Consider the following 15338-nt stretch of genomic DNA (forward strand, 5'->3'; position numbering starts at 1 on the left):
ATGGGGGCAGGCGCGACATGCGACATGCCAGACACTTCTCAGCCTGTTTGTTTTGCGTGCATGCAGCTGGAGAGAGGGTGGCCCGCAGCGGCTCGCATCGGGATGTCAGAATACCAGGATAGGCGGGATGTTCGGAATACCTGATCGGCGTCTGCTCATCGCTCGCGAGCGCTGTGATGCATGAGCCTGCCCTCACGACTCTTGCCGTTCGATACCAGCGAGTCGAACGCGCGGATGGCGGCCGGGGGGCAATGGGACAGACAGCCTTGAGCACTGCCCCGTTTCGGCGGCCTTTTTTTGGTTCGTTCACGGTCAGGTGCATCTTTTGCGTTGCAGCGATTACGCTCTTGCCCTTCCTGACCTGCTGGGGGTTAGCCCCGCTTCGGCGGGTTTTTTTTGAGGTTGCGCAGGGCCCGCCTCTCGAAGGTGGGGGTTTTTTGGCCGCAGTGCTCATCGCGAATCAGGGTTTACCCAAATCCCGCAACAATCCCTTCCTGACATCTGCCTTAATTTTAAGCGTCTGCTTACCTAGACTGTAATCACTGGTTTACGAACAGGGCTGTTCGTAGCAGGACAAAACAAAGTCTGGAGGTAAGTACCATGAAGTCCCTTATTCAAGCCGTTGTCGTTGCCGCTGCCCTTGCTGCTCCGGTTGCCGTGTTCGCCCAATCGAATGCACCTTTGACCCGTGCGCAGGTGCGTGCTGAACTGGTTCAGCTCGAAAAGGCTGGCTATAACCCGGCTCACGGGGAAGACCCGTATTACCCCGCCGACATCCAGGCGGCTGAAGCCAGGGTGGCTGCGCAGAACGGCGCAACGAGCGGTTACGGCGGTGTGGTGAGCGGTTCGTCGGCATCGGGCACACCTGCAGCTCGGCCTGCGTCCAATGACAGCATGAAGTCGCTCTATTCCGGTCATTAAAACCGTTTGGCGAGCCGCTGGCGCCCTATCCGGTCGCTGAGCATCGCCCGCCGACCGCGCAGCACCTCTGCGCGCTCCATTTCAAGAACTGGCCTCGCTGGCGCGGCAATGCCCGGTAGCGGGCCAGTTTCATATCTTCGTATTGATACCTCCTCCAACGGGCGCTCCGGTCCTGTTGGATTTGCTCAGACCTTCATGGTCTGGGCGCTTTTTCGCGCCGGTGAGACGGACCGACCCAAACGCTCGGTCCCGGCATTTTTGCCGGATAAAAATAGTCGAATTGCTACCGGGCGAGCTGTGGCCTGCCACAGCACCTCGGCGCTTCGATTGGAAGAAGACCAATTGATCCGGCTTTCTGCCGTAGATAAAAAGGTCGACGGCCGCGTGATTGGCTTCGTAGAGCTTGCGAAGGCTCCTCGGCAGGCCGTTGTAAGTGTCGTTGTGGTCATAGGTCGGCCAGTTTTTTGCACTTCTCCACGGGTCGTTACACCCGCGCCATTCGTATTCGGTGCAGACATGGATCTGTCCGCCGATGTTGAAATCGCGGATGTTGAGCCGCCATTCGTGAAGCCCGATCTTCATCGGGCTGCTGACGTGGTAAATCTTCATGCTGCCACCTGCTGCTCTTCGTCAGCCTGCAGGGAGAAGAGGTAATCGCAGGCGCGTTGCGCCTGGCTCGCGGCCGTGAAAATAGCTTTCCTGTCGGCCTTGAGCACCTTGAGCCAGTGGTCCAGATAAGAAGCGTGATCCTCGCGGACCTCCGGAGTGATGCCAAGCTGAGCGCATACGAAAGCGGCTCCCATCTCGGCTATCAGTTCTTCGGCTGCATACGCCTCGTCGCCGAAACGCTGTCCAAGCTGCCGGTCGAGGCGGGTCTGGTGGCTGGTCCAGTGGATCAGCTCATGGGCCTTGGTCGCCGCGTAGCTCTCGGCCGTGTTGAAGGCTTCGGGGATCGGCATTTGCACTACATTCAGCGCGGGCGCGTAATAAGCCCGGTTCCCGCCGTGGCGGATGGCGGCGCCGGTCCTGGCGAAGAAGGCTTCCGCGCGTTCGATCAGTTGCATCGGCTCGTCTTCGACGGGCTCCTGTGTGGGCATGTATTGCGCAGGCAGGTTCTCGAGCTGCTCGACGTTGAACACGGTGTAAGCCTTCATGAAAGGGATTGCGCGCTCGATCTCGTCGCCTTTGTCGTCGGTCCCGGTCCTGGTGATTTTGTTGGCATAGACGACGAGGGAACCGTGCTCGCCCTTCCGGACATTGCCGCCGAGCTCCAAAGCCTGCCTGAACGTCATCCAGCGACTGGATTGATAGCCCTTCCCCAGCGCTTCGCCCCAGAGCAAAAGAATGTTGATGCCTTGATACGGGATGCCGTTGTGACGCACGGGGAGGGTGATGCGGCCGCTTGCATTGCCGCCTCTCCACGGCTTCACCCAGGGCCCTACGCCTTGCTCCAGGTCGGCAATGATTTTGTCCGTGACGCGGGTGTAGACGTCGGGCTGGGTCCTGGCTTGGATTTTCATGGTCTTGCTCCTCAGTTGGCTTCAGGGGTCTGCGCTTTCTGTTGCGCATGGCCCCGTGCCACGTGGCGAACGCGAGGAGGCAAACGGCGGTGCGGTCCGGGGGAGGGGGATCGCCCACCCCGAAAGGGGCGGCCGAAGGCCGTCTTGCAGCCTGCGAAAGATGGGGACCCCCCGGTCCGGTCGAAGACCTTGCACCGGAGTGCGCCAGGGCGAGTAGCCCTTAGCTCGTTCCAACTGACTGGGGTTTTGACCTGGCGAAAGGGATCGTGACCGAATGGCCGGGACTACAGGCCCGGTAAGCGTCAGCCAATGAGCGCGGTCCGACGCAGGCAGATTCGCCTACTGGCATCAATACCCTGTAGAGTGATGATCTATATCCTGAATTCTGCTAGTCTTTAACCTGTATCCTGTCAGTAAAAAACAGGAAAAGTTACCCGCCCTTTTGAGAGGACATGATGCGACTCGAACAGATGATGCCGGCCGAGCGTCAGGCGCCCGAAAACTGCTGAAACATACTCAGGGCGACAGCGGTCAGAGCCGGCGCGGCGCGGATTTCCTGCTGGAATGGTGGAACCCGCGTGCGTGCGGCGGCAAGTACCACATCCCCCCCGCCTGGGGCGTGGATGACGACATCATGGAAGATATGTGTGTCGTGTTCCGGCTCGCCTCGCGCGCGAAGAGCTACCCCGACACGCTGGGCTATGGTCCGCAGTTTGATGCCGCGGTACTTGCGTGGCGTGCCGAGCTGGATACAGATAACGCGGCGTGAAGCAGCTCAACCGCCGTGATCGTGACTTTGCTGCGTTCCTGCTGTCGCGTTCCCCGCTCGATGCCGCGCGCGCGGTCGCACCCAGGCGACGAGCATCCGGGCCTGTCGGCGCTGGAGGCGAAACGCTGCTGCATGTGTCGCTGCGCTTCGTGGTGAAAGTGGGCGCAACTGATGCAGACACGCCGCGCCTGACCTCACGCATCGCGGATCTGTCGCGCGCGGTGTGTCGCTCGATGCGTACGCTCATCGAGCGGCTGAAGGCCTACGACTAGTTTTGAAGGATATTCCCATGGCAACCGAAACCATCGACCAGAAGACCCTTTTGCAGCTCGTTGAAGCGGGTGCGGTGCGCGCTGCGCATGTCGTCGGCCAGAAAGGCGGCTGGGGTGTGCTGTTCAGGTACGGCATGACCGAGCGGCCCCTTGCCGCACAGCGGGGCAATGTGCGCGTGTTCAAGCGCTTCGAAACGATCGTGTCCTATCTGCGTGAAATGGGCATCGTGCGCTTTGACGTTGACGCCGCGCAGTACGATCCGGACGCGCCACTGTCGACCGCATCGCAGACCAGGGCCGAGCGCGCACGCGAGCAGATGAAAGCTGCGCATCAGGCCGCCGCCTATGACAAGTGGCTGCGCGCCGAGGTCCGCAAAGCCATTGAAGAAGCCGACAACCCGGCCATTGCGAAGATCCCGCATAGCGAGGTCAGCGCAGCGCTGCTGTCTGGCGATACGGCCGCGCTGCGTGCGCTTGCGCATGGCAAGCCAGCAGCTAAACCCAGGCGGAAGGGCCGCGCATGAGAATCGAGTGGCAGCCTGCAGCGCTGATCAATCTGGCCGATATTCTCGACGCGATCACCGAAGAAAGCCCACAGGGCGCGGCGAACCTGTCAGCCGACATCCAGAGCAAGGCCGTACGACTCGAAACGAATCCGAAGCTGTACCGCGCAGGTCGCGTGCGCGGCACGCGTGAGTGCGTCATCACCGAAAACTATCTGTTGATTTACCGCATCACGGGCGACGTGGTGCAGATCCTGCGCGTGCTACATGCGCGGCAGCAGTGGCCAACATCGGAATAGCAGCTTTCCGCACGGGCGGGGGCTATCCCCTGCCCTGCTTTCCCTGCCGGCCATCTCGGCGGACATCGTCAACTAAGTTGTCATATAGCATGTACATCGGCGTTTCTTCTGCTGGCGGCAACCAACAACTTCAGCTCCCGGTTCAGACCGCGCACACGCAAACGGCACAACGCGGCGCGACGTCATCGGAAGCCCGTGAAGTCGGTCCTGATGTCGATGGAGATGGCGACGATGCGGGCGCAAAGGCGGTCAAGGCAGCAGCTACGCAGACGGCGGCAACGCCGAGCGTGAAAAGCAGTGGCCAGAAAGTCGGGGCGATCATCGACGTCAAGGCCTGAGCGCGCGATTCGTCTCAGCAAACGCAATGCTCGGCATGATGTTTCTCGAGGCCTAGACGCACCCATTCCATGTCTTCGTTGACGTGTACCAAGCCCGCGCTGTGTGCGGGCTTTTTCATGGCGAAGGCGGCGGCACGCCATCTGGTGCGCAGCATAGAGGCTAGCTGTTTGCCGCAGTCTCCACACTGAGAACGACTGGACAGCTTGATAAGCAAGGGTTTGCGGGCTATTTCCGATGATGAGACGGAATGAGGGCACTCCAATTTGCCGGGGCGGCTATTGCAATGATCCGCTGCCAATCAATTCACGCAGTGCCTTGTCCGGAAACACCGGCCCCCGGTAGAGCGGACTGCAAGGGATACGTGACAACCTGAGTGACAACGCTACAAGGTCGTTCATCTCATCGCTGCCGCGATAGCCTTCCGCCAATTGGGAAAACTGCGTCATGATGCCGACGACGCTACGGTTTGTCGTTTTGGTATATCGCACGTCCTGCATGTGCAATAGCTCCTGCTCGATGAACGGCGGCCGGATGCCGTGGGCCGCGAGTACGTAAGCCAGGACGCGAGGGAATCTGGTGGCCATGCCAGCTGCTGGAGCCAAAGGGATCAGGACCGGTAGCAACGTCCGTTCATTGACGAGGAGCGCAATTTGCGGCTTCCACAGCAAAGCCGTGGCATACCAGTTACCGAGCCCCGTCGTACTGGTGCCGCCGGCGATCACTTCGGGTTTCAGCCGGTCAAGAAGCTTCTTCGTACAGTGCAGGTAAAGCATGGTTGCTCAGTCGAGATCGAAAAGAGCACGATCAGTGGGCCGGGATAAAGCCTCATCCATCATCTGCCGGAAATCGGCTTCGTCCCATTCGCCACGATCAAGACGGCGCATGACAGCTTCGCCGACCAGCACCACTTGGCGTTCCTGATCAGCCCTCGTCTGCCGGTACTGCTGACGACGCGCTTTGTCTGATGCCCGTTTGGCGTCCTTGATTTCTTTGAGCTTTGAGTCTGTTGCGGCCTGGCGGCTTTTCTGCAGGGTCATGTTGAGTGTCCTTGGTGCAACGTCGCAGTAACCCCGTGGCACTCCTTGTCCTTTTTCCCGCTTCCACATAGGCAGAGATCGTTTCTCCCGACCTTGTGACCGGCGACGATGGGCCGCGATTTCCCGATTATCGGGGTCGGCTCGAATGGGTGAGCTTCTGACAACGTGCGGAGGCGATTGAGTCTTGCCTCTCTAACGATTTTGATGTCTTCATAGTCTTTAGAGACGATCATGAAATAGTCTTCGGCGTCACGTAGGTCGCCCAGAATACTCAATGCCACATGATTCTTTTCGTAGGCTTCGCGGACCACTGCAAAAGATTCGAGAGCCCCAAGATCGGATAATGCCCAAACGAGGAAGCCATTGATATCCGGATCGTTTGTCCCATGGGCGCGTAGCAGATCGGTCAGAATCTCGACGCATCGCGTTCTTTGTTCCGGGTGGTCACATCCCATCCTGGCAATCAGGCGAAACGTACAGATTCTGGCGAACTCCCCGTTTCGGGAATCCCGTGCATATAGCTCGACTGCTTCGAGCGACGATGGGCCGATCTTGCTGAAAACATCGGGGAATTCCTCGCCAATCCAGTCATCGTCTATCCGATGTATCAGGGAGATCAAGGCTGGAATCGCCTCAACAGCTTTCAGCTCGGCGAGAATGCGCCACGCATGGATCGGGGCCATCGCGATGCCAGTAAATTCCGATTCGTGCAGCGTATCGTCGTCCAGGATTCGTATCAAATCCGGCAAGTGAGACTGGTCGAAGCCCGATTGCAAATATTCGTGCCAGGTGTCAGGAGCGATGCGCGAGCGGCACAGGTCCTCACCAAAATCGGCAAGCTGAGCGAGTAGTTGAAAATACCGGGCTTCCATCAATTAGGTCCATCTCGAATGATCCGTGAATGGTATCGTTCGACGGCGCTGTCCGGAAGCATTTCAACCGCCTTGCGTGGCGGCGTTCGCGGAGAACGTCACACATCCGTATCCGTATCCAAGAGGTGTTACGTCGACCAGGTCGCAGGATCGACAGATGAGGGCGCCACGGCGTATTGTTAACCGTGACGGAAACAATTATAGGTCGTCCGATGAAAACGCTGGACATGTCCCAGGCGACAGCTGCTGCCCAGGCGGGCGGCGTCCTGTCGGCCATCCTGAAGGCCGAGGGCGGTGCCTTTTACGTCGAACTGGAGACGCGCACAGCCGGCACCGCCGTGCTGGTCACGTCGAACAACCGGCGTCCACGGGCATTCCGCAACCCGGTCAAGGCACTCGAGGTGATCCGCGAACTCGGCCTGCAGACGGGCCTGTTTTCGCTCGAGGCGTGGCGGCCGGATGAAGTGGCGTTCGATCGTCCCAGTCGCCCGGATCGCGCCGAGGCGATGAAGCAGACACACGCGGATGCCGCTGCTTACGACAGGTGGGTACGAGCGCAGGTCCAGGAAGCGATCGACGATCCACGCCCGGCCGTGGCACACGAGGACGTGATGAAGAAGGCCGAAGCGCGTGTCGAGGCGATGCGAAACGGCAAGGGTGCGAAGGCTCGAGTGGAAGGTTGAGGCGAAAAATGACCTCTTCGACATCCTCGACTACATCGGCCACGACAATCCCGATGCGGCCGTTGAGCGGGTGCTGAAAATCCGCGTCAAGGTTGATGGCCTGCGCGAGCATCCGACGCTGTACCGGGCCGGCCGCATGCGTGGACTAGGCCCGGATCATCACGCGTGCACCACGTGCACCGGGACTTTGCGCGGTCGCCCTCCCTTCTTGCCGTTCGCTCGTGCGGCTGCTGCCTTCGCTGGTGAACGCGTCGATCCGGCGACGCGCGCGGCTTGCTTCATCCACGCCTTGGAACCAAAGATGCCTTCGAACAGCGCCGGGACGTACACCTCAGCGTCGAGGCGCGGGAAGTGCAGCCCCCATCCTGACGGCGTTATCTCGATCTTGCTTAGGCCTGATGTGCCTGCGTTCCTTAGGCCCTGAATTAGGCGCGCTGGTACCGCAAGTGTTACGCCGTTGTCGAACTCGACCTCGACTTTCCCGATAGACGGACGATAGCGCGCGGCAACAGCACGCGGGCCGACGTCCTTTCCGGCGTGGCGTGCTGCGGCGATTGACTCTTTAGTAATTGCCATGATGTTTTCTCCATGCGGCACAAAGGCGACGATCTCTGGCTCAATGAGGTGCGCTATCCGGTGGATCGTCCGGTCTGAAACCTTTCCGGCGATGTTCCTGACGTCCAGTGGTCCATTTGGACAATTGAGGTCAAAGACGACCTCAAAACCTGCGCCGATCACGTGGACGTGCGCTGGCCGATGGTCCGCCGGATAGATAAACACGCGGTACCCCGTTGATCGTTGCTATTGTTGGCATGTGCTGATAATAAACCTATCGGATAGGTTTATACAACGGACGTGGCCCCCTGCTCTGTCCTCCCTAGAAACTGCTTAGCGCTGTAGCCTGGCTGGCGCGACGTCGATAGGATATGGCCACCGATCAGCCTAAACGGGTCGCCTATGCACTGATGCCTTTCTGCGATGCGGTGCAACAAAGGCCGTTGGGATCATGGACATGCGGGTTTTCGCCGGCGGTTATCAACAGGTTCATCCACCTTTTTTGTGCACAACCCCCGAAAATGCATATGCAGTGGATAACTGCGTTGTATTAGCCCGCGCCGATCTACGGGCCGGCGCAGTGCTATATAGCAACGTGTAGAACTGCGCCGGCTGCTACATATCCTGACGCGTCAGGCGTGTAGACAACGTCAAGCAGCACGGCCGGTCGGCCAAAACCATTGGCGCTGCCCAGGCGTGCCTGCTGTCTGGCTAGAGGCGCGCCCGCACCACTATCGGTGCGGTTCAAGTGCGCAACGGGGTCTATAGGTGTACGAATCCCCGGTCAGAATGCAAGGGGCATTTGCTCATTCGGGCGAAACCTGAAGCGCAACCCTACGACCTTACGGCCGTTTTTGGTCGGCTCCCAATCGACGATCAGGCCGTTCTTCTCTGACAATTCTTTGACAGCCGGGTCGATGACGCGGCGGCGCAGTTCTTTGAAATTTGTCCTGTAGTTCCGCGGCGCGTCCATTGCGTGTTCGAAATCTTCAAGAGTAGGCTCCCATTTTCCCGCCCCGTTCCAGCTTTTGAGGTTCTCGAATAGGCGCCACGAATAGACGCTGCGCAGCGCGGCTGCGTGCTTGAGCTTGTATGTCGTGAACTCCTGCCGCAAACAAAACAGGTATGGCCGCACGTCGGGGTGCCAAGTGATGGTCACAGTCCCCTGTCCCTTCGAGTATTTGGCCCGCAACAGCCACGCGTGCTTGATTTCGTCCCCTTTACGATCGCGATCAGGCCGCACAATCAGCTTGGTCAACAGCTTGTCGGCGCCGTTCTGTAGTTGTTCATAGGCTGTATCGAGGCTGATATCAAAGGTTTCCGCATACTCCATTGCGGACAGCTTTACGGTCCAGAACTTCTCCTCGGTCAATGCGCGGCCGTCCGTGGTATCGCTCACCGCGAGCCCAGCCGCGATCATTCGCTTCTCGGACAGGTTTAGGTTGTGTGATGCGCGGACGATGATATTCGCCATCGTCACTTGGCGATCGCCAATGGCCGTTTGGCTGTGAGGTTTGGCTGTAAGAGTCTTCGTCATGGCGCGGGCGAAAAGGTGGATGCGCCACGATTATGTACACCCCTAGAAAAGGTGGCAATCTGAAGATCGAGTACACCTGTGGATAACAAATCGTCCCTGTGCATAACGCCGGGAATTTGTCCCATAGACAGGGAAATCTGCCACCTTTAACCGGGAAACCCGCCACCTTTCGACCGGGAATCTGTACACCTTAGCGTCCTGCGATGCTTATCAAGTAAGGATTGCAGGACGCCTAAAACGTTTTAAAACGGAAAACGGATATAAAACGAGGGGTTCGCTACGCAACGCCGGGGATTTGTACACCATAGCGGTTCTCTATGCGCCGATCAGTCTGCATGACTTGTCGTTCATCCCGCGCTCGCCCGTGGACGACTGCGATGTCCACCGCCTAACGGCCGTGGACATCCGCTACGCGGTACCGCACTCGCCCACAGTCTCCCCGCGAGCGTTGCCTTCGGCCTGACGCGCTGCGCTTGTCCTATGGAGAGAGCCAGAAAATCAAAACCAAACGCTCTGCGTTGCTATTTTTCATTGGAGTTGACGCAGTCAAGAAAGATAATTGCCACGAAAAATTATGAGACCAGGAGGAATTGTGGCAAAAGTCATCGCCTTCGCAAATCACAAGGGTGGCGTCGCTAAGACGACCATCACGACGTCCGTTGCCGATGCGCTTGCGCGCGACAGATACGGGGTGCTCGTCGTGGACATGGACCCGCAGGCCAACGCTACAAAGTTGCTGTATTCGTTTGATGATGCGCCGTGTGGCGCAATTAAGCGGGTGCTCGAGGGGCGCCTGTCGATCGCACAGGCGATCATCGGTGACACCCAAGTGAAGGGCGTTGATCTGGTCGACTCGACACTGCTGCTCGACGGCGTGCAGAGAAAATGCAGACCAGCCCGTTCGCGTCGACATCGGCACTGAAGAAGGCGCTCGACGTGCTGCACGACGCCTACGATGTGATCCTGATCGACACGCGACCCGCGCTCAACTTCCTGACGGCGAACGCGCTTTTCGCTGCCGATGTAGTGTTCGTGCCGGTCGAGTCGGGATCTAAGCTCGCCCTGCTCGTGACGGACGACATGCTGCGGTTCATCGCTGAGGCGCGTGCTGAGGCAACCGACGCATTCACCGGCCGCATGCTGGCAGCGGTCAACGGCATGCGGCTCGACATGCTGGCTGCTGTAGCGTGGAAAGATTACGACGACCGCCGCCGCCGTCAGGCCGAGGGCATCGCCAAGGCGAAAGACGCGGGCAGGTTCAAAGGGCGGCCGGCTGATACCGAGAGGCGGGCTACGATCCGCGCCGCTCTGGAGAAGGGTTTGAGTTGGAGTTGGATCGTCTCGAACCTGGACACCAGCCGCGCGACTGTTGCCGCAGTGGCAGCGGAACTGAGGACAGCCGATTGATGCCCGCCCGATAACGAATTGCAGTGCCGTGCCGGCGCGGATTACCTTCAAATTCAGACAGGAGAAAAGAAAACGAAAATGAACAAGTGCCACGCAGCAATTGGTCACCATTGCGCTGGCAGATAAACCGGATGGCATCGGCGCGCCTGCGTGCCACACAGTATTGGCCGATCAGATGGCAGGTCGGAGGCGCTTGATAAACGGCGACGCCAGAAAATTCCAGTTGCGACGGCACGAACCGAATTTTCCGGCACGCCATACGCGTGGGCGCGACGCCCGGCGGGAATGCGAAAAAGCGCCCAGACCATGAAGGTCCGGGCAAATCCAGCGGGACGGGGTGCCCACTGGAGGAGGTTCGATACGGAACGGGCCCGCTGCCGGGAATTGCCGCGCTAGCGAGCCAGTTCTTTTAATAAGGGCGCGCAAGGGGGCTGCGCGCTCAGAGTATGGTGCTCAATGACAGGATGCGTTCGGCAGCCTGTTGGCATTCGGGCATCAACACATTACGGATGGTCGTACATCGCGTTCCAGTCGGCCTTCGACACTGCCGGGCGTCCTGCGTCCGACGAACCGCTCACCACACCGCCGTAACCGCTCGTTGCGCCGTTCTGCGCAGCCACCCTGGCTTCAGCCGCCTGGATGTCGGCGGGGTAATACGGGTCTTCCCCGTGAGCCGGGTTATAGCCAGCCTTTTCGAGCTGAACCAGTTCAGCACGCACCTGCGCACGGGTCAAAGGTGCATTCGATTGGGCGAACACGGCAACCGGAGCAGCAAGGGCAGCGGCAACGACAACGGCTTGAATAAGGGACTTCATGGTACTTACCTCCAGACTTTGTTTTGTCCTGCTACGAACAGCCCTGTTCGTAAACCAGTGATTACAGTCTAGGTAAGCAGACGCTTAAAATTAAGGCAGATGTCAGGAAGGGATTGTTGCGGGATTTGGGTAAACCCTGATTCGCGATGAGCACTGCGGCTAAAAAAAGCCCACCTTCGAGAGGCGGGCGTAATCCATATTCCGAGGAGACATGGAGGAGACGGAAATGAGTGTAAACCCTAATTTAAAATCGCGCTACGTGGCGTGGTGACGCAGCACTTGCCCGGCATTCTCCTCTGCAACCACAAAAGAAGTAGGGTTGCCAGCCGGTCAGGAAGGGCAAGAGCGTAATTTGGCACACAGGCCTCCAATTGTCGGGAGAGCATCGATCATTCTTTGAGCATGGATCCTGATATGACTTTCGCGTTCAAGTACCGCAAAGGTGTGGCTGCTATTTCATATAGGCTATTTCATAAGGCTTTTCGTTCAATCTGCTCAGGGCGGCGCAGTCGGTGGGTCAATCTGATATCCGTGGGTTGGTTACCACGTACAGGGTTCCGTCTGGTGAGCCTGCCGCGCTCTATGGTCGGGAGTCAGCGTCAGCACGCTATCCCTTAGGATCATCGCGGGTTGCTCGCGGACCGCGCTGCGCCGCCCTCAGAAGACCAGGCGCGGTCGATGATCGCCTTGGGACACCCCTCATGGCGTTTCTGGATGGCAGGGCTGACCTTGGCCGGATGACGATACGACCGCGCTGCTTCAACGAGGAGGCGCCGTGCGTAGCTGTTGGCCGCCTTCGTGATGCTGCCCAGCCGGCGTTTCTGGCCGGACGAGTGTTCAGATGGTGTGAGGCCCAGCCAAGCAGTCAGCTGCCGCGGGTGGTCGAAGCGTGAGAGGTCGCCGAGCTCGGCCAGCATGCCGATGGCGGTGGTGAACTGAACGCCACGCAGGGCCTGAAGCGTTTCGACAACCGGATAGAAACGCTCTTGTGGCGCCACCATCTCGGGTAAGGCCGTCTCGAGCCGTGCGCACTGTGCGAGTGCGGTCTTCGATCGTCCTCCGATGTTCCTCGAACGCAAGCTGCTGCCAGTGCGAATCGAAGGTGTAGCCGCTGATCCAGCGCCGGTGTCCCGGCCCCCAGTCAGCCCGGCCGGTATACCGCACGTCATGGCCGAGCAGGAACGCTTTCAGACGTTGCCTGGCCTGTTTCAGATCCCGTCTGGCGGCGCCCCAGGTGCGGACCAGGTCACGGAACGCTTCGCCCTCGACGGTCGGCACGTGGACAGGCGACAGGTCCCCGGCGCGCAGCGAACGCACCTGTTTTGCAGCATCACGTCGGTCGGTCTTGACGCGCTCGCCAGGTTTCCGGGGAATCAGTGACGGCGCGGAGACCATGCAGTCATAGCCTTTCTCGCTCAGCTCAACGGTGTGAAAACCGCGGCCGCGGAAGCCACAAATGACAAAGGGCGCCGAAGCGCCCTTTGTCATTTCATGTTTATTTCAAGCGCAGGCGTGTGCCCGCTGCACCCTTGGAGTCCCGTGCGAACGGGCTTGCCAAAGGTCATAGGCCGCCTGTTGCGCGACCCAGAGATCTGCACGCCCCCCATTTTCTTCCCCGAGCCACGCCTCGAGGCGCAGAGCCATCTCCGGGGAAATGCCGGCGTGACCGTTTAGCACGCGCGACAAAGCCGCGCGCGTGACGCCGAGCTGCACTGCGGCTTCGGTTACGGTCAAACCGAGCCCAGGGAGAACGTCCTCCCTGAGCGTTTCGCCCGGATGGGGCGGGTTGAAAATGCGAGACATCGTGTATTTACCTAATGGTAATCCTGATAGTCGACCAGGATGGCGTCAGTCCCTTCGAAAGTGAAGGTAACTCGCCAATTGCCGTTGACCCAGACCGAAAAATGGCCCTCCAAGTCATCGTGCAACGGATGCAACTTCCAGCCCGGTAAATTCATGTCCTGAGGTGACTTCGCCTCATCCAACCGGGCCAACTGACGTTTTAATTTGCTTGCATGGTCAGGTCTGATTCCTGCCTTGCGTTCGCTAACAAAGAACTGTTCTAGCCCTTTGTGTCGCCAAGACTTGATCACGGTTTCCCGTTCTCGGTTGCCGCCATCTCACCTCCCTGTGTATAGCGTATAGCCTCACTATACGGCAGATATTCTGTCAAAACAAGACGGCGCACGAAAACGGTCGTTTTCGTACACAAGCTGCTAGTAATCCGCAGCGGAGAGACGGTCGGCGGGAGGTCGTGTTCTGCGACACCCGATACGAGTCCAAATCGCGCGGAGGGTTGGCAGGTGCGCATTTATGGGGCGCAATCACGCGTCAATGAAGGGGATTGCCGGTAGAGTGGTTGTGCGTCCTGAGGCAGATAGGCTAGTGTTTGGCCCGCTCCGGTGCGGGTTTTTTTCTGCTCACCGCCGAGTTTCGCACCCCAGGTTCGCACGGAAATCGAGGGTTTCCACGGCGGCAGTTTCCACAGTTTCGACCGTTTTCGGAAACAACCCATGAAGTGTCAGATTAACGTCTAGAGGCGTATAGATTGGTGTCAGGAAATACAGATAAGCGCCCTATTCTGACACTGCTTGCTAGATCGGCTGATAGTCAGGAATGGGTTTACCCCATACTGACATATTGTCAAAACGTATAAATGGGGCAAGGTTGAAAGGTATTGCACCAGGTGCTATGTTATTGGCTCTCCCACGTACCTAACAATAAATGCAGGCTCCAGCTTCGCGCGTCTTCAAAACTCCTTGGTTTGCTAAAGAGGCCAAAGCGGCTGGAATCACGGATAAGGAGCTCTGCGAGGCGGCCGAGGAACTGACGAAGGGTCAGGGCACGGATCTGGGCGGCAACGTTTGGAAAAAGCGCCTCGACAAGAACAGACACCGCGGCATCGTTGTGAACAAGGTTGGGGTGCGGTGGATTTTCGTCTTTCTGTTTGCGAAGAACGATCGCGAAAACATCGAGAAGGACGAGCTGAAGGCGTTCAAGAAGCTCGCCAAGGATTACGGGAAGTTGAAGCCGGACGAGATGGACCGGCTGGTGAAAGACGGGGAATTACTGGAGATCTGTCATGGCTGCTAAACGGTTCAAGAGTGACGCTTTCGAGGCGATTCATAGCGCTGCGTCCGGTCTTCGTCGTTCCAAACTGATCGACAAGACGACAATGCGCGAATACGACGAGTTTTGCATCGAGGAGCCGCCGCACTTTGAGGCCAAGGATGTCGTGCTCATTCGCAAAGCAGCCAAGGTAAGCCAGCCAGTCTTCGCGCTCTATCTGAACACGAGCACGTCGACGGTTCAGAAGTGGGAGACCGGCCAGAAGCAGCCCAGCGGCATGGCGGCCAAGCTCCTGCAGATCGTCCAGAAGCACGGGATTGAAATGCTCGCCTGACCGCATAAAAGTTAAGGTTGGTGCTCCAGAAAACTCCCGTTTGCAACCTTCTTAAGATGGTCGCAAATCTCGCCGAAGCCGATTCACCCCCCTGCCGGAATGGCAGCATTGGTATGGGTTTATCTGTAGAATGCGCGTTTTTTGCGATTGCCCATGCCCAGAGCCTTGGATGGCATGGCAAATAGAAGGAAGAAGTTATGCAGGTTGATGACAAGGTGAAAAAAGCAGCAATCGAAGCAACCCCGACAACCGAGAGCATTGACCGCGAGATTGTGAGCGGAATCTTCTGGTGCGCCGGGATCTTTGGCGTAATTGCTGTTTGCGCGTATTTCTTGACTCACTAGGACGCGTCACGGCGCGTCCGCGTTTAATTATGTCGCAGTCCATATCAAATATGGCCATCTCA

The 15338-nt window shown here is 58.6% G+C and carries 21 protein-coding genes and 3 pseudogenes; 13 read left to right on the forward strand and 11 right to left on the reverse strand.

From position 1 onward, the window contains the following. Positions 1 to 600 precede the first annotated feature (600 nt). Positions 601 to 921: a DUF4148 domain-containing protein gene (locus BLW71_RS37750; protein ID WP_091809505.1), complete on the forward strand. Its 321-nt coding sequence runs from the start codon at positions 601 to 603 to the stop codon at positions 919 to 921. Between the two features lie 129 nt (positions 922 to 1050). Here BLW71_RS37750 and BLW71_RS37755 read toward each other — a convergent pair whose 3' ends face one another. Next, positions 1051 to 1530 (reverse strand): hypothetical protein, encoded by a 480-nt coding sequence (locus tag BLW71_RS37755; RefSeq protein WP_091809508.1) that lies wholly within the window; start codon positions 1528 to 1530, stop codon positions 1051 to 1053. Beyond that, positions 1527 to 2441, reverse strand: a complete 915-nt coding sequence (locus BLW71_RS37760; protein WP_091809510.1) for an ArdC family protein — start codon at positions 2439 to 2441, stop codon at positions 1527 to 1529. Before BLW71_RS37760 ends, BLW71_RS37755 begins: the two co-directional genes overlap by 4 nt. 442 nt (positions 2442 to 2883) lie before the next feature. On the opposite strand from BLW71_RS37760, the gene BLW71_RS43030 reads away from it, so the two are divergent. From BLW71_RS43030 to BLW71_RS37785, 5 genes are all read left to right on the forward strand, one after another. Continuing rightward, positions 2884 to 3210 (forward strand): DUF7673 family protein, encoded by a 327-nt coding sequence (locus BLW71_RS43030; protein ID WP_091809512.1) that lies wholly within the window; start codon positions 2884 to 2886, stop codon positions 3208 to 3210. After that, on the forward strand, positions 3207 to 3482 hold the full coding sequence (locus BLW71_RS37770; protein WP_091809514.1) for a hypothetical protein: 276 nt from the start codon (positions 3207 to 3209) through the stop codon (positions 3480 to 3482). The genes BLW71_RS43030 and BLW71_RS37770 overlap by 4 nt, the downstream gene beginning before the upstream one ends. A gap of 17 nt (positions 3483 to 3499) precedes the next feature. Next, complete coding sequence (locus BLW71_RS37775; RefSeq protein ID WP_286162257.1) at positions 3500 to 4006, forward strand: ParC-related protein; 507 nt, start codon at positions 3500 to 3502, stop codon at positions 4004 to 4006. Next, a complete protein-coding gene (locus BLW71_RS37780; RefSeq protein ID WP_091809516.1) occupies positions 4003 to 4284 on the forward strand; it encodes a type II toxin-antitoxin system RelE/ParE family toxin in 282 nt (93 codons plus the stop codon). The genes BLW71_RS37775 and BLW71_RS37780 overlap by 4 nt, the downstream gene beginning before the upstream one ends. Before the next feature lie 89 nt (positions 4285 to 4373). After that, on the forward strand, positions 4374 to 4622 hold the full coding sequence (locus BLW71_RS37785; RefSeq protein ID WP_091809519.1) for a hypothetical protein: 249 nt from the start codon (positions 4374 to 4376) through the stop codon (positions 4620 to 4622). Between the two features lie 276 nt (positions 4623 to 4898). On the opposite strand, the gene BLW71_RS37790 is transcribed toward BLW71_RS37785, so the two are convergent. The 3 genes and pseudogenes from BLW71_RS37790 to BLW71_RS43035 form a co-directional block, all read right to left on the reverse strand. Beyond that, complete coding sequence (locus BLW71_RS37790; RefSeq protein WP_091809521.1) at positions 4899 to 5396, reverse strand: DUF6933 domain-containing protein; 498 nt, start codon at positions 5394 to 5396, stop codon at positions 4899 to 4901. Positions 5397 to 5402: 6 nt separating this feature from the next. Beyond that, complete coding sequence (locus BLW71_RS37795; RefSeq protein ID WP_091809523.1) at positions 5403 to 5660, reverse strand: DUF8583 domain-containing protein; 258 nt, start codon at positions 5658 to 5660, stop codon at positions 5403 to 5405. Beyond that, a pseudogene (locus BLW71_RS43035) lies at positions 5657 to 5779 on the reverse strand (SEC-C metal-binding domain-containing protein); the annotation flags it as partial. The gene BLW71_RS37795 and the pseudogene BLW71_RS43035, both read right to left, overlap by 4 nt. Before the next feature lie 965 nt (positions 5780 to 6744). On the opposite strand from BLW71_RS43035, the gene BLW71_RS37805 reads away from it, so the two are divergent. Beyond that, positions 6745 to 7215 (forward strand): antitoxin PaaA2 family protein, encoded by a 471-nt coding sequence (locus BLW71_RS37805; RefSeq protein ID WP_091809529.1) that lies wholly within the window; start codon positions 6745 to 6747, stop codon positions 7213 to 7215. Then, a pseudogene (locus tag BLW71_RS42835) lies at positions 7190 to 7300 on the forward strand (type II toxin-antitoxin system mRNA interferase toxin, RelE/StbE family); the annotation flags it as partial. The gene BLW71_RS37805 and the pseudogene BLW71_RS42835, both read left to right, overlap by 26 nt. A 74-nt stretch (positions 7301 to 7374) precedes the next feature. Here BLW71_RS42835 and BLW71_RS37815 read toward each other — a convergent pair. Both BLW71_RS37815 and BLW71_RS37820 read right to left on the reverse strand, forming a co-directional pair. Next, positions 7375 to 7995 (reverse strand): DUF2442 domain-containing protein, encoded by a 621-nt coding sequence (locus BLW71_RS37815; RefSeq protein ID WP_091809532.1) that lies wholly within the window; start codon positions 7993 to 7995, stop codon positions 7375 to 7377. Between the two features lie 559 nt (positions 7996 to 8554). Beyond that, positions 8555 to 9307: a replication initiation protein gene (locus BLW71_RS37820; RefSeq protein WP_091809535.1), complete on the reverse strand. Its 753-nt coding sequence runs from the start codon at positions 9305 to 9307 to the stop codon at positions 8555 to 8557. Positions 9308 to 9899: 592 nt separating this feature from the next. Between BLW71_RS37820 and BLW71_RS37825 the strand changes: the two genes are divergently transcribed. Both BLW71_RS37825 and BLW71_RS37830 read left to right on the forward strand, forming a co-directional pair. Then, the gene (locus BLW71_RS37825; RefSeq protein ID WP_177205216.1) at positions 9900 to 10229 is read left to right on the forward strand and encodes a ParA family protein; all 330 of its coding nucleotides are present in this window, start codon (positions 9900 to 9902) and stop codon (positions 10227 to 10229) included. Beyond that, complete coding sequence (locus tag BLW71_RS37830; RefSeq protein ID WP_091809541.1) at positions 10193 to 10714, forward strand: AAA family ATPase; 522 nt, start codon at positions 10193 to 10195, stop codon at positions 10712 to 10714. The genes BLW71_RS37825 and BLW71_RS37830 overlap by 37 nt, the downstream gene beginning before the upstream one ends. Positions 10715 to 11217: 503 nt before the next feature. Here the strand turns inward: BLW71_RS37830 and BLW71_RS37835 are convergent. From BLW71_RS37835 to BLW71_RS37850, 4 genes and pseudogenes are all read right to left on the reverse strand, one after another. Next, the gene (locus tag BLW71_RS37835; RefSeq protein WP_091809544.1) at positions 11218 to 11529 is read right to left on the reverse strand and encodes a DUF4148 domain-containing protein; all 312 of its coding nucleotides are present in this window, start codon (positions 11527 to 11529) and stop codon (positions 11218 to 11220) included. A gap of 656 nt (positions 11530 to 12185) precedes the next feature. Then, positions 12186 to 12948 (reverse strand): annotated as a pseudogene (locus BLW71_RS37840) (IS110 family RNA-guided transposase); the annotation flags it as partial. 81 nt (positions 12949 to 13029) lie between these two features. Continuing rightward, positions 13030 to 13332 carry a HigA family addiction module antitoxin gene (locus BLW71_RS37845; protein WP_091809547.1) on the reverse strand — a complete coding sequence of 101 codons (303 nt, stop codon included), beginning with the start codon at positions 13330 to 13332 and terminating at the stop codon, positions 13030 to 13032. 11 nt (positions 13333 to 13343) lie between these two features. Then, positions 13344 to 13622, reverse strand: a complete 279-nt coding sequence (locus BLW71_RS37850) for a type II toxin-antitoxin system RelE/ParE family toxin (protein WP_091809550.1) — start codon at positions 13620 to 13622, stop codon at positions 13344 to 13346. Positions 13623 to 14253: 631 nt separating this feature from the next. Between BLW71_RS37850 and BLW71_RS37855 the strand changes: the two genes are divergently transcribed. The 3 genes from BLW71_RS37855 to BLW71_RS41880 all read left to right on the forward strand — a co-directional run bounded on the left by BLW71_RS37855 (position 14254) and on the right by BLW71_RS41880 (position 15276). After that, positions 14254 to 14622: a type II toxin-antitoxin system RelE/ParE family toxin gene (locus BLW71_RS37855; RefSeq protein WP_091809553.1), complete on the forward strand. Its 369-nt coding sequence runs from the start codon at positions 14254 to 14256 to the stop codon at positions 14620 to 14622. After that, positions 14612 to 14932, forward strand: coding sequence for a helix-turn-helix domain-containing protein (locus tag BLW71_RS37860; protein ID WP_091809555.1), 321 nt, complete (start codon positions 14612 to 14614; stop codon positions 14930 to 14932). Before BLW71_RS37855 ends, BLW71_RS37860 begins: the two co-directional genes overlap by 11 nt. A gap of 197 nt (positions 14933 to 15129) precedes the next feature. Further along, positions 15130 to 15276, forward strand: coding sequence for a hypothetical protein (locus tag BLW71_RS41880; RefSeq protein ID WP_177205217.1), 147 nt, complete (start codon positions 15130 to 15132; stop codon positions 15274 to 15276). Positions 15277 to 15338 lie beyond the last annotated feature (62 nt).

The sequence above is a fragment of the Burkholderia sp. WP9 genome (genome assembly GCF_900104795.1).
Lineage (GTDB): Bacteria > Pseudomonadota > Gammaproteobacteria > Burkholderiales > Burkholderiaceae > Paraburkholderia.

Excerpts from the sequence above, each read along its gene's own strand:
- BLW71_RS37750 (WP_091809505.1), top strand. The coding sequence starts at position 601 with ATGAAGTCCCTTATTCAAGCCGTTGTCGTTGCCGCTGCCCTTGCTGCT.
- BLW71_RS37755 (WP_091809508.1), bottom strand. The coding sequence starts at position 1,530 with ATGAAGATTTACCACGTCAGCAGCCCGATGAAGATCGGGCTTCACGAA.
- BLW71_RS37760 (WP_091809510.1), bottom strand. The coding sequence starts at position 2,441 with ATGAAAATCCAAGCCAGGACCCAGCCCGACGTCTACACCCGCGTCACG.
- BLW71_RS37775 (WP_286162257.1), top strand. The coding sequence starts at position 3,500 with ATGGCAACCGAAACCATCGACCAGAAGACCCTTTTGCAGCTCGTTGAA.
- BLW71_RS37780 (WP_091809516.1), top strand. The coding sequence starts at position 4,003 with ATGAGAATCGAGTGGCAGCCTGCAGCGCTGATCAATCTGGCCGATATT.
- BLW71_RS37785 (WP_091809519.1), top strand. The coding sequence starts at position 4,374 with ATGTACATCGGCGTTTCTTCTGCTGGCGGCAACCAACAACTTCAGCTC.
- BLW71_RS37790 (WP_091809521.1), bottom strand. The coding sequence starts at position 5,396 with ATGCTTTACCTGCACTGTACGAAGAAGCTTCTTGACCGGCTGAAACCC.
- BLW71_RS37795 (WP_091809523.1), bottom strand. The coding sequence starts at position 5,660 with ATGACCCTGCAGAAAAGCCGCCAGGCCGCAACAGACTCAAAGCTCAAA.
- BLW71_RS37805 (WP_091809529.1), top strand. The coding sequence starts at position 6,745 with ATGAAAACGCTGGACATGTCCCAGGCGACAGCTGCTGCCCAGGCGGGC.
- BLW71_RS37820 (WP_091809535.1), bottom strand. The coding sequence starts at position 9,307 with ATGACGAAGACTCTTACAGCCAAACCTCACAGCCAAACGGCCATTGGC.
- BLW71_RS37830 (WP_091809541.1), top strand. The coding sequence starts at position 10,193 with ATGCAGACCAGCCCGTTCGCGTCGACATCGGCACTGAAGAAGGCGCTC.
- BLW71_RS37835 (WP_091809544.1), bottom strand. The coding sequence starts at position 11,529 with ATGAAGTCCCTTATTCAAGCCGTTGTCGTTGCCGCTGCCCTTGCTGCT.
- BLW71_RS37845 (WP_091809547.1), bottom strand. The coding sequence starts at position 13,332 with ATGTCTCGCATTTTCAACCCGCCCCATCCGGGCGAAACGCTCAGGGAG.
- BLW71_RS37855 (WP_091809553.1), top strand. The coding sequence starts at position 14,254 with ATGCAGGCTCCAGCTTCGCGCGTCTTCAAAACTCCTTGGTTTGCTAAA.
- BLW71_RS37860 (WP_091809555.1), top strand. The coding sequence starts at position 14,612 with ATGGCTGCTAAACGGTTCAAGAGTGACGCTTTCGAGGCGATTCATAGC.
- BLW71_RS41880 (WP_177205217.1), top strand. The coding sequence starts at position 15,130 with ATGCAGGTTGATGACAAGGTGAAAAAAGCAGCAATCGAAGCAACCCCG.